At 73.8% G+C, this 11,260-nt stretch carries 12 protein-coding genes; 6 read left to right on the top strand and 6 right to left on the bottom strand.

Annotated features, from left to right (window positions below; all coding sequences use genetic code 11):
• Positions 1-37 precede the first annotated feature (37 nt).
• Positions 38-1,048: an L-lactate dehydrogenase gene (locus tag A0J59_RS07575; protein WP_082141374.1), complete on the top strand. Its 1,011-nt coding sequence runs from the start codon at positions 38-40 to the stop codon at positions 1,046-1,048.
• Positions 1,049-1,144: 96 nt separating this feature from the next.
• Here A0J59_RS07575 and lexA read toward each other — a convergent pair whose 3' ends face one another.
• Positions 1,145-1,879: a transcriptional repressor LexA gene (lexA, locus tag A0J59_RS07570; RefSeq protein WP_047233756.1), complete on the bottom strand. Its 735-nt coding sequence runs from the start codon at positions 1,877-1,879 to the stop codon at positions 1,145-1,147.
• A gap of 332 nt (positions 1,880-2,211) precedes the next feature.
• Between lexA and A0J59_RS07565 the strand changes: the two genes are divergently transcribed.
• Together A0J59_RS07565 and A0J59_RS07560 are read left to right on the top strand one after the other, a co-directional pair.
• Positions 2,212-2,580 (top strand): LysM peptidoglycan-binding domain-containing protein, encoded by a 369-nt coding sequence (locus A0J59_RS07565; RefSeq protein WP_255365071.1) that lies wholly within the window; start codon positions 2,212-2,214, stop codon positions 2,578-2,580.
• Between the two features lie 148 nt (positions 2,581-2,728).
• A complete protein-coding gene (locus tag A0J59_RS07560) occupies positions 2,729-3,121 on the top strand; it encodes a barstar family protein (RefSeq protein WP_220084454.1) in 393 nt (130 codons plus the stop codon).
• 33 nt (positions 3,122-3,154) lie between these two features.
• Here A0J59_RS07560 and A0J59_RS21525 read toward each other — a convergent pair.
• Positions 3,155-4,034, bottom strand: a protein-coding gene (locus A0J59_RS21525) for an IS5 family transposase (RefSeq protein ID WP_172820033.1) whose coding sequence is annotated in 2 segments (ribosomal slippage) — positions 3,155-3,685 and positions 3,687-4,034 — 879 coding nt in all. Because the reading frame shifts where the segments join, the coding sequence is not laid out codon by codon here.
• Between the two features lie 474 nt (positions 4,035-4,508).
• Between A0J59_RS21525 and nrdR the strand changes: the two genes are divergently transcribed.
• On the top strand, positions 4,509-5,042 hold the full coding sequence (nrdR, locus tag A0J59_RS07545) for a transcriptional regulator NrdR (protein ID WP_064315723.1): 534 nt from the start codon (positions 4,509-4,511) through the stop codon (positions 5,040-5,042).
• A 62-nt stretch (positions 5,043-5,104) separates the two neighbouring features.
• Here the strand turns inward: nrdR and A0J59_RS07540 are convergent, their stop codons facing one another.
• The gene (locus A0J59_RS07540) at positions 5,105-6,196 is read right to left on the bottom strand and encodes an aldo/keto reductase (protein WP_053371641.1); all 1,092 of its coding nucleotides are present in this window, start codon (positions 6,194-6,196) and stop codon (positions 5,105-5,107) included.
• A 166-nt stretch (positions 6,197-6,362) separates the two neighbouring features.
• On the opposite strand from A0J59_RS07540, the gene A0J59_RS07535 reads away from it, so the two are divergent.
• Complete coding sequence (locus tag A0J59_RS07535) at positions 6,363-6,557, top strand: DUF5302 domain-containing protein (RefSeq protein WP_047233781.1); 195 nt, start codon at positions 6,363-6,365, stop codon at positions 6,555-6,557.
• A 59-nt stretch (positions 6,558-6,616) separates the two neighbouring features.
• Here the strand turns inward: A0J59_RS07535 and A0J59_RS07530 are convergent, their stop codons facing one another.
• The 3 genes from A0J59_RS07530 to A0J59_RS07520 form a co-directional block, all read right to left on the bottom strand.
• On the bottom strand, positions 6,617-7,036 hold the full coding sequence (locus A0J59_RS07530; protein ID WP_053371642.1) for a pyridoxamine 5'-phosphate oxidase family protein: 420 nt from the start codon (positions 7,034-7,036) through the stop codon (positions 6,617-6,619).
• Between the two features lie 118 nt (positions 7,037-7,154).
• Positions 7,155-8,354 carry a phosphoglycerate dehydrogenase gene (serA, locus tag A0J59_RS07525; protein WP_047233761.1) on the bottom strand — a complete coding sequence of 400 codons (1,200 nt, stop codon included), beginning with the start codon at positions 8,352-8,354 and terminating at the stop codon, positions 7,155-7,157.
• A 96-nt stretch (positions 8,355-8,450) separates the two neighbouring features.
• Entirely contained in the window at positions 8,451-10,748 is a 2,298-nt protein-coding gene (locus A0J59_RS07520; protein WP_082918832.1) for an AAA family ATPase, read from the bottom strand.
• Positions 10,749-10,929: 181 nt separating this feature from the next.
• Here A0J59_RS07520 and A0J59_RS22320 point away from each other — a divergent pair.
• On the top strand, positions 10,930-11,260 hold a 331-nt coding region (locus A0J59_RS22320; protein WP_255365070.1), incomplete at its 3' end, for a response regulator.

The following is an 11,260-nucleotide window of genomic DNA, read 5'->3' as shown; positions in this document are numbered from 1 at the left end:
AGCATCAGGGAATCCAGCGAACTTTCACGGAGGCGAGATGACGACGAGCACGTCCCCGCAGGGCACCGGCGACGCGACCACGGGCGGTCCGGGAGGGGGAGCGCGGACCACGAAGCTCGCGATCGTCGGGGCCGGCGCGGTCGGGTCGACGCTCGCGTACGCGGCCCTCATGCGCGGCGCCGCGCGCACGGTGGCGCTCCTGGACGTCAACAGGGCGAAGGTCGAGGCGGAGGTGCTCGACCTCCAGCACGGCATCCAGTTCATGCCGATGGCTCGGGTCGAGGGCTCGGACGACGTCGCGGTGTGCGCGGGGGCGGACGTGGTCGTCGTGACGGCGGGGGCGAAGCAGAAGCCCGGCCAGACGCGGCTCGACCTCGCCGAGGGCACGATCGGCCTCATGCGCACGATCCTGCCCGGGCTGGTGGAGGTCGCCCCGGACGCGGTCTACGTCATGGTGACCAACCCCGTCGACATCGTCACGTACGCGGCGCTCAAGTTCTCCGGGCTGCCGCCGACGCAGCTCTTCGGCAGCGGGACGGTGCTCGACTCGTCGCGCCTGCGCTTCCTCGTGGCCCAGCACTGCGGCGTCGCGGTGCAGAACGTCCACGCGTACATCGCGGGCGAGCACGGCGACAGCGAGATCCCCCTGTGGAGCTCCGCGACCATCGGCGGCGTGCCGCTGCTCGAGTGGCCCGGCCTCGGCGGGCGGGGGCCCCTCACGGGGGAGGTCCGTGACGACATCGCGCGCGAGGTCGTGCAGTCGGCCTACCGGATCATCGAGGGCAAGGGCGCGACGAACTACGCCGTCGGGCTCGCGGGCACGCGCATCATCGAGGCCGTGCTCGACGACGAGCACCGCATCCTGCCGGTCTCGACGCTCCTGGACGGCGCGTACGGGCTCGACGACGTGTGCCTCTCGCTGCCGACGCTCGTCGACCGCCGGGGCGCCGCCGAGCGGGTCGAGGTCCCGCTGGCCGACGAGGAGCTCGCCGGCCTGCGCTCGTCCGCCGAGTCGCTGCGCGCCGTCGCCCGCCGCTTCGGTCTCTGACCGGCCGGGCCCGGCGGCCGGGCCAGAGCACCGCGAGAGCCGGGTGGTCGACGACCACCCGGCTCTCGGCGTGCTGCGGGGTGGGACCCCGGTCGCTCAGAGGCTGCGCAGGACGGAGACGACGCGCCCGAGGACCTGGGCGTCGTCGCCCGGGATCGGGTCGTACGCGGCGTTGTGCGGCATGAGCCACACGTGGCCGTCCGCGCGACGCAGAGACTTCACCGTGGCCTCGCCGTCGATCATCGCCGCGACGATCTCGCCGTTCTCCGCGACCGGCTGGCGGCGCACGACGACCCAGTCCCCGTCGCAGATCGCGGCGTCGATCATCGAGTCGCCCTGGACCCGCAGGAGGAAGAGCTCGCCCTCGCCGACGAGCTGGCGGGGCAGCGGGAAGACGTCCTCGACGACCTGCTCCGCGAGGATCGGCCCGCCGGCGGCGATGCGACCGACGACCGGGACGTACGACGGCGCGGGGTGCGCCTCGTCGTACGCGGGCTGGGGCGCGGCGCCCGCCGTCCCGAGCGGGGTCGCGCGGCGCGCGTCGTCCGGCTGGACGACCTCGATCGCGCGGGGGCGGTTCGGGTCGCGCCGCAGGAAGCCCTTGCGCTCGAGCGTCGTGAGCTGGTGCTTCACGGACGACGGGCTCGTCAGGCCGACGGCCTCGCCGATCTCCCGCATGCTCGGCGGGTAGCCACGCTGCTCGACGCAGGCGCGGATGGTCTCGAGCACGAGGCGCTGCCGCGGCGTGAGCCCGTCACCCCCCGCCGACCCGTCCGGGAGCTCGCGCACCTCGGCGAGCCCCCGTGCCCTGTCCGTGCCTCGTGCCGCCATGGTCGCTCCGCCTTCGTCCGTCGCGGCCGCCGACGCCTCCCGGCCTGCGGCCTCCCCTCCCCGGGGCGTGCGCCTCGGGACCTCGGTCGTTCCTCCAGGTCCGAGCGGACATGTCCGGCGAACCGACCTGACACCAGGCTAGGGGAGGTTGCGACACGAATCAAACACCTGTTCGAGCATGTCTCGACTCTGTCGGTCGTTCGTGATAGACCTTCGTACAGGTGTTCTACGTACACGTGTTCGACCGACCCGGTCGGCACGGAGGCAAGAGGCTCGCGGCGTCCGATCGACCGGGGAAGGCGATCGGGCCCGCGGGCCGGGACGGAGCAGGCATGGATGCGATGGCGATCTCTGCGGTCGGGCCGCTCGGCCGCGCTGGCGGGGCTGCGGCGCCGGAGCGCGCGGGCGAGCGGCCGCTGCGGCTCACGCGGCGGGGCCGCGTGGTCCTCGTGCTCCTTGCGGCCGTGCTGCTGCTGCTCGCCGCGCGCGTGGGCGTCGCCGTCGCGGGCGCGCCGGGCGAGCCCGTGGAGGTCCGGGTCCACGTCGTCACCGCAGGGGAGACGCTGTGGGAGCTCGCGCAGGGCGTGGCGGCTCCGGGCGAGGACCTGCGGGACGTCGTGAACGGGCTCGCCGAGCTCAACGGGCTCTCGTCGTCGGGCCTCCAGGCCGGGCAGAAGATCCTCCTCCCGGCGTCCGCCTAGGGCGTGTCTCCCAAGACGCCAGCTGCGTAGCATCTCGTGGGTGAGCAAGTCCTCGTCTGGAGCGGTCCCATCGGCAGGTCATGCTCGTGAACCCTTGGCGAGTCTCCCGGTGACGGTGTTCTCTCGGCGTTCAGAACTCGATGGGGCTGTGGAGGAGCTCACTGCCCGAGGGCTTCAGGTAGTGGTACTTGATGCTGGTTCCTGGTCGACGGGCCCGGAAGTGCATCGCGGTCTCGCAGTGGCGTTGGACTTTCCCGCCTACTACGGCCGGAATCTCGATGCGCTGAACGACTGCCTTTCAGACGTTGTCGCACGGGAGTATGGCTGGCAGCCGTCGGCGGCGGGCCTGGCGCTGGTGTTCCTCGGGTTCGACCGCTTCGCCGCGGCACTGCCTGACTTCGCTCCGGCCTTGATGGACATCTTTGTCACCCAGGCGCGCGGCGCGGCCGAGGCTGGCGCCACGATGGCGTTGCTCCTACAGAGCGACGACCGTGAACTCGGCAGCGACTCGATGGGCGCTCCCCGTGCCGTTGGGCTGTGACGAACGTCGAGACTGGGCCCAGGTACGAGTTAGTCAGGGAAGCCAGAGCAGGATCGCTGCGAGAACGGCGCCACCGCGGTAGACGAGCGCGTGCTTGTCGTAGCGGGTCGCGAGTGCTCTCCACTGCTTGATGCGGTTGAAGAACCGCGCGACCGTGTTGCGGCCCCGGTAGGTGACGCGGTCATAGGTCACGGGCCGACCACCGCGTGACCCGCGTCGGCGACGGTGGGCCTGCTGGTCACGCGGCTCGGGGATGACCGCGACGATGCCGCGCCGGCGCAGCTCTGACCGGATCGCGCGCGAAGAGTACGCCTTGTCGCCCAACACGGCGTCGGGAGTGGTGCGCGGGCGTCCCGCCCCTGCCCGAGGGACCCGGATCGCGTCCAACAGCGGCAGACACATCGGCGCGTCACCGCCCTGGCCCGGTCCCACGAGCACCGCGAGCGGTCGCCCGTCGCCGTCGACCGCGGCGTGGATCTTCGTCGACAACCCGCCCCGAGAGCGACCCAAGGCGTGGTCAGCCGGTTCTCGCCGTTCCGGATTCTTGTGATTCGCCAGTGCCCCCCGTGGTCCGCGGCAACGTGGCGGCGTGCTGGTGCGCCCGGTTGATCGTGGAGTCCACGCTCACCCGCCAGTCGATAACTCCGTTCGCGTCCGCGCGAGCCTGCAAGGCCGCCAGGATCTTGTCCCACGTCCCGTCGCGCGAGAACCGCGCATGGCACTTCCACGCGGTCTGCCACGGGCCGAACCGCTCGGGAAGATCACGCCACGCGACCCCGGTCCGATACCGGTGAACGATCCCCTCTACGACCTGACGATGATCCCGGCACGGACGCGAGCGGCCCGACACCTTCGGCATCAACGGGCCGATCACTGCCCACTGCTCGTCCGACAACTCCCGACCACGTTCCACGACCGCACACTCTGCAGCATCGGGGCTGCGCGACTAGGGAGACACGCCCTAGGGGGCGCGCGCAGTCCGTCGTCGTCGGCGGGTCCGAGTCCGGTGTGACGCAGGACACGGCAGGAAACCCTCGTGTGTCGGGTCGCAGGGGTTGCATCCCTGATTAGGCGCACCTAAGTTAGTGTCACCTCACAACGCCGGCTGGGGGGCTGGGCGGACGAGGCGAGGAGCGCGCGGTCCACCGCGACTCCTGTGCACGTCGCCGCGCGTGAGGCGAGTCACGCGCGTGATGGGGACGGGGGCGTCCCGACGGGGGCGGTCGATCACGACCGCCCCCGTTCTGCTGTCCACGGGCGGCCGCCTGTGCGCCGTCGTCCCACCCTCGACGGGGTCCCGTCGTCGGAGGCGTGTTGCACCGCCCCGCCGCGACGGCATACGTTCGTCGCGCCGACCCGTCGGCGCGAACCCGCGGAGGAGCCCGCCATGCACTGCCCGTTCTGCCGCCACGCGGACTCCCGCGTCGTCGACTCGCGCACCTCGGACGACGGCGCGTCGATCCGTCGGCGCCGCCAGTGCCCCGAGTGCAACCGCCGCTTCACGACGATCGAGACCGCGAGCCTGTCCGTGGTCAAGCGCTCGGGCGTCACGGAGCCCTTCTCGCGCGAGAAGATCGTCAACGGCGTGCGCAAGGCCTGCCAGGGACGCCCCGTCAACGAGGACGACCTGGCGGTGCTCGCGCAGCGCGTGGAGGAGACGATCAGGGCGAGCGGCAGCGCGGAGCTCGACGCGTACGAGATCGGGCTCGCGATCCTCGGGCCGCTGCGTGAGCTCGACGAGGTCGCGTACCTGCGCTTCGCGAGCGTCTACCAGGCGTTCGACTCGCTCGAGGACTTCGAGAGCGCCATCACCTCGCTCCGGGTCGAGCGCGAGGAGCGCGAGTCGGCGGCACGGGCCGATGGCCCGGACGGCGCCGCTCCCGCCGAGGACGTGCGCGAGGAGCCCGCGCCCCACGCCTGAGACGGCGACACCGTGCCCCGTCGTCGCTCGCGCGCCGTGGCCACCGGACCGCGTCCGCGGTGCTAGAGGTCGCTGGACCGCGAAGCCCAGATGTTGATGCCCGTGTCCGCGGGCAGGGCGTCGACCGCGGCGAGCTCCTCCGCGGTGAGAGCCGGCGCGTCGAGCGCGGCGAGGTTCTCGTCGAGCTGGCGTGTCGAGCTGGCGCCGAGCAGGACCGTGGTGACGCGTTCGTCCCGCATCGCCCAGAGGATCGCCGTCGTGGCGAGGCTGCGCCCGTGGGCGCGCGCGAGGCCGTCGAGCCGGCGCACGTGGTCGAGGTTCGCGTCCGAGAGGAACGCCGGACGCAGCGGCCCGCCGCGCGCCGCACGGGAGTCGTCCGGGACCCCGCGCAGGTACCGGTCGGTGAGCATCCCCTGGGCGAGCGGCGAGAAGGCCACGACGCCGAGGCCCTCGGCCCCGGCGACGTCGAGCACGGACGCCCCCGCGGGATCGTGCGGGTCGGGCTCCTCGACCCACCGGTTGAGCATCGAGTACGACACCTGGGTCACGACCAGGTCGACGCCGAGCCGCTCCGCGACGCGCAGCGCCTCCCGGGTGCGGCGCGCCGAGTAGGAGGAGATGCCCGCGTACCGCGCGCGCCCCGAGCGGACCGCCGTGGCGAGCGCGCCGACGGTCTCCTCGAGCGGCGTCGTCGGGTCGAAGCGGTGGGAGTAGAAGATGTCGACGTGGTCGAGCCCGAGGCGGCGCAGCGACGCGTCGAGGGAGGAGAGCAGGTACTTGCGCGAGCCGCCCTCGCCGTAGGGGCCCGGTCCCATGCGGTAACCGGCCTTGGTCGTCACGACGAGCTCGTCGCGCACCGGCCGCAGCTCGCGCGCGAGCAGGTGACCCAGCGACTCCTCCGCCGCTCCGCCCGGCGGCCCGTAGTTGTTCGCGAGGTCGAGGTGGGTCACCCCGCGGTCGACCGCGTGGAGCACGATCTCGCGCTGGGTCGCCCGGGGGTCGGCGTCGCCGAAGTTCTGCCACAGGCCCAGCGAGACGGTCGGCAGCGCGAGCCCGGAACGACCGAGGCGGCGGTGCGGCGGCGGGGCGCCGTCCGTGGGCGACGGCGGCGCGCTCGGTCGGGAGGCGGGGGCAGGAGAGGCGTCGGGCGGCACGGTGCCGACGCTACCGGACGCCGTCCGACGGCCGTCGGGGAGCCGGCGAGCCGGGGACAAATCAGGTGGCGTCCGGCGACGGGGTGCGGGAGGCTGGCGAGGTGCCCGCACCGTCGGGCCGACACCGCAGTGCACGACCGAGTTCCCCATCGACGAGGAGACCGCCATGGCGTCCGACCAGCAGCGATCCGCTGCAGACACCGCACCGACCGACGAGGCCAAGGCGAAGTTCCGGGAGGCGCTCGACCGGAAGAACGCGGCGCGCCACCGCACGGCGGACGGCGAGTCCAACACCGGGTCGGTGCACGGTTCCGAGACCGTCGGCCCCGTCCAGCGCACGTTCCGCCGCAAGTCCGGCTGACCTCCGTCCCGTCGTCCGGTCGTCCCGCAACGGGGCGGCCGGACGACGCATGTCCGGGGTCAGTCCTCCGACCGGGCGAAGCGCCGTCCCGTGAGCTCACGGGCCTCGACCACGACCCACTCCTCGGTCGGCACGTCGACCGTGGGGACCAGCGGGTCCGCACCGTCCTGGACGGCGTCCACCTCGTGCTCGCTCCGGACCCGGTGGGCGGTCCCCCGGGCGACCACGCTCCACGCCCCGTCGTCGTCGACGTGGTCCCACTCGAGCGCGACGCGCTCGTTGGTCGCGAGGGTCGCGAGCTTGGTCCCCGGCACGGTGCGGAACGCGAGCGTGCGCTGGTGCGCCCGCACGGTGACGGGGTAGATGTCCGGCTCGCCCCGCACGCTCACGGCGAGGCGTGCGACGTGGGTCCCCTCCACGAGGTCCCACGACGCGTCGGCGTCGAGGATCTGCGGCCCGTCGTGCGTGTATCCGGTCATGCCTCATCGTGGCACCGACGCGGACGCGGCGCTCAGCGGCGAAGGTCATGCCGCCCGGGGACCTTCGCCGCGTGCGCCGGGCGGCCGGCGCACGCGGCGAGATCGCTCGAGGTGGGCGTCAGTCCAGGACGCGCAGGGCGATCGTCTGCTCCATCGCGGCCAGCGCGTCGATGACGGCGGGCTCGACGCGCGAGCCGACGTCGGTGACGACGTAGCCGATCTCGCCACGGGTGGCGAGCAGCTGGCCCTCGATGTTCGTGCCGTGCTCCGCGAGCGTCGCGTTGACGGCCGCGAGGACGCCCGGCGTGTTCCGGTGCAGGTGCGTGATGCGCGTGATCCCGGTGGTCTGCTCGAGCGCGAGGTTCGGCACGTTGACGCTGAGCGTCGTCGAGCCCGTCGTGAGGTAGTCGCGCAGCTTGGCCGACACGAACTGGCCGATCGCCTCCTGCGCCTCCTCCGTCGAGCCGCCGATGTGCGGCGTGAGGATGACGTTCGGCAGGCCGCGCAGCTCGGAGTCGAAGCTGTCGCCCTTGCGCTTGGGCTCCTGCGGGAACACGTCGACGGCGGCGCCGGAGACGCGGCCCTCGACGATCGCCTCGCGCAGCGCGCCGTAGTCCACGACGAACCCGCGCGAGAGGTTGAGGAAGATCGAGCCCTGGCGCATGCGGGCGAACTGCTTGGCGCCGAACAGCCCGGCGTTGCCCTGGCGGCCGTCGACGTGCAGCGTGACGACGTCCGCCTGCTCGAGCAGCTCGTCGAGCGTGTCCATGCGGCGCGCGTTGCCGAGCGCGAGCTTCTCCGCCGTGTCGTAGAAGACCACGGACATGCCGAGGTTCTCGGCCACGACCGAGAGCTGGGTGCCGATGTTGCCGTAGCCCACGATGCCGAGCGTGCGGCCCCGGACCTCGTGCGCGCCCTCCGCCGACTTGTCCCAGCGGCCCTCGTGCAGCGCGCGGTCGCGCTCGGTGAGGCGGCGCGTGAGCGCGATGATCTCGGCGAGCGCGAGCTCGACCACGGAGCGCGTGTTCTGGAACGGGGCGTTGAACACGGCGACGCCCTGCGTCGCGGCGGAGCGCAGGTCGATCTGGTTCGTGCCGATGCAGAACGCGCCGAGCGCCACCAGGTCGGGGGCGTTCTCGAGCACGTTCGCGGTGACGTTCGTCTTGGACCGGATGCCGAGCAGGTGGACCCCGTCGAGGGCCTCGATCAGCTCGGACTCGTCGAGGGCGCCGGTGCGGACGGTGACGTCGATCCCCGCCGCCTCGAGGTTCGAGGCAGCGAGAGGGTGCAGGTTTTCAAGGAGGAGGGCGCGTAGCACGATCCCATGGTGCGCCCGGTCCGCGGTCCGGACCAAACGGGTCTTGACCCTCGGGACGAGGTGAACGCCCGGCCTGCGCGGCCCGGACACGCCGCCTCACGGGGCGACGCGGGCACCGCCGTCCGCGTCCGTGCTCACCCGGATGCTCTTCACCCCGGTGCCCGCTCGCGTCTCGGCGCCCGGCGCGCTGCCGGCGACGCCCGCGGGGAGCGCGCGGGCGTGCACGACGACCAGGCGCTGGGTCGGGCGGGTCATGGCGACGTAGAGGTCCGACGCGCCGGACGGGCCGGTCGCGACGTCGGAGGGCTCCACGAGCACGACGGCGTCGAACTCCAGCCCCTTCACCTGCACCGGGTCGAGCACCGTGACCGGGGCGTCCGGACCGGCGTCCTCGAGGCCGAGAGCGACGCGCAGGTCCGCGACGGCCGGCGCGGCGGCGACGACGGCGACGCGCCCCGACTCCGCGGCGACGAACTCCGCGCGGGCGGCCTCGGCCTCGGCCCGGACCAGGGCGGCGAGGTCGGCGGGCGCCGCCTCGACGACGCGCAGCGCGTCCTCCACGTCGCGCGCGGACGTCAGCGGCGAGACCGGCAGCCCGGCGGCGAGGGCGGCGCGCCGTGCGGCGTCGGCCACGGTCGCCGGGGTGCGGTAGTTGACGGTCAGCTCCGCGAGGCGCCACGCGTCGCGGAACACCGGGTCGAGCATGCCCTTCCACGAGCGCGCGCCGGCGAGCGACGACGTCTGCGCGACGTCGCCGACGACGGTGAACGAGCGCGTCGGGCACCGGCGCACGAGCATGCGCCACGCCATCGCCGAGAGCTCCTGCGCCTCGTCGACCACGACGTGCCCGTACGTCCACGTGCGGTCCTGCGCGGCGCGCTCGGCCGTCGTGAGGCGTGGGCCGCTCGCCGAGAAGCGCTCGGCCAGCACGTCCGCGCCGACGATCCCGCCGCCGGCGCCCGACGACTCGAGCACCTGCCGTGCGTACTCCAGGTCCTGCGCGCGCTGCGCCGCCCGGGCGGCGGCCTCGGCCCGCTCCGCCTGGTCGTCCTCGCCGAGCAGCTCGGCGGCCTCGTCGAGGAGCGGGACGTCCGCCGGCGTCCACGGCGCGCCCTTCGCCCGCTCCAGCAGGCGCCGGTCGGCCGGCGAGAGCTCGGGCGCCGCCTCGGCGAGCCGGTGCGGCTTGGTCCAGAGGTCCTCGACGAGGCGCTCCGGCGTGAGGGGCAGCCACGCGAGGTTGAGCGCGACGCGTACGTCCCGGTGGGAGCGCAGGTCCTCGAGGGCGAGCACGCGGTCCTCGCCGACGAGCGGCTCGCCGAGCTGGCGGCCGTACTGGTCGACGAGCCGCGAGAGCATCTCGCGGACGAAGGTCACGCGCGCGAGGTTGTGCGGCTTGTGCGTGCGCCGGGCCTTGGCGATCGCGTCGCGGACGTCGCGGCGCCGGATCAGCAGGTCGTGGCCGTCCAGGCGCACCGGGACGTCCGCCGCGGGCACGCGCTCGCGCGCCCGCACCGCGCGTCGCACCGCCCGGGCCATGACGGCCCGGCCCTTGACGCGGGCGACGCGGGGGTCCTCCGCGCCGTCGGCGACGACGCCGGGGAGGAGGTCGGCGATCGTCGTGCTGACGACCCCCGTCTCGCCGAGCGACGGCAGCACCTGGTCGATGTAGCGCAGGAACGAGTGGCTCGGACCGACGAGAAGGACGCCCGAACGCTCCAGCACCCTCCGGTGCGCGTAGAGCAGGTACGCGGCGCGGTGCAGGGCGACGGCCGTCTTGCCCGTGCCCGGGCCGCCCTGCACGACGAGCGCCCCCGCCAGCGCGGACCGGATGATCGTGTCCTGCTCGGACTGGATCGTCGCGACGATGTCGCCCATGCGGCCGGTGCGGCCCGCCGCCATCGCGGCGAGGAGCGCGCCCTCGCCCGAGAGCGTCGTCCCGGTCACGGCCTCGGGCGCGTCCAGGTCCAGGAGCTCGTCCTCCAGACCCGTCACGTCCCGCCCGCGCGTCACCAGGTGCCGCCGCCGGACGACGCCGTCGGGGTGGGCCGCCGTCGCACGGTAGAACGACTGCGCCGCGGGCGCGCGCCAGTCGGTGAGGAGGCTCGTGTGCTCGGCGTCGGTCAGGCCGATGCGCCCGACGTAGCGGCGCGTGCCGTCGTCGAGGTCGAGCCGGCCGAACGCGAGCCGGTCCTCGACGGCGTCGAGCTGCGCGACGCGGTCCTCGTACAGCGTCGCGAACGCGTCGCGCTCGCTCCGGTTCTGCGGCGAGCCGGACGGCCCGGACCGACGGACGCCGTCGAGCCGCGCGCGGGCGGCGGCACGCAGCTCGTCGAGGCGCGCGTAGAGGGTGTCCACGACCTCCTGCTCGAGCCGGAGCTCGTCGTTGCGTCCCACGCTGTCCCTTCCCTCGGCCGGGCGTCGCGCCCGAGCGCACGCCCGTGACACGGCCGTCCATTATGGCCCACGGGCGCCCGGCCCCGGACCGGTCCTCGGCGCGTCCCGCACCCGTGACCGGGCCCGACGCGCGGCTGGCGCTAGGATCGTGGGCCATGGCGACCAGAGGGGAGCGGGCGTCGTGACCGGGACCGACCGTCAGGTCCCCGCGCGACCCTCTGCGCGGGGCGACGAGGCCGGCGCGCGTGACCAGGTGCTGTCCGAGCGTGCGGTCCTCGCCCCCACGGACGAGCTGCGCATCCTCCTCGTCGAGGACGACGACGGGGACGCGATCCTCGTCGAGGAGCTGCTGTCGGACGGCGACCTCACGGTCGAGCTCCATCGCGCGACGACGCTCGACGCCGCACTCGAGATGCTCGCCTCCCGGCCCGTCGACTGCGTCCTGCTGGACCTCGGGCTGCCCGACTCCGTCGGGCTGTCGGCGGTCGAGCGGGTGCGGACCGGCACCCACC

This window comes from Cellulosimicrobium sp. I38E (assembly GCF_001647255.1).
In the GTDB taxonomy this organism is placed as follows: Bacteria; Actinomycetota; Actinomycetes; order Actinomycetales; family Cellulomonadaceae; genus Cellulosimicrobium; species Cellulosimicrobium cellulans_E.
This window is presented reverse-complemented; position numbering and strand designations above follow the sequence as displayed.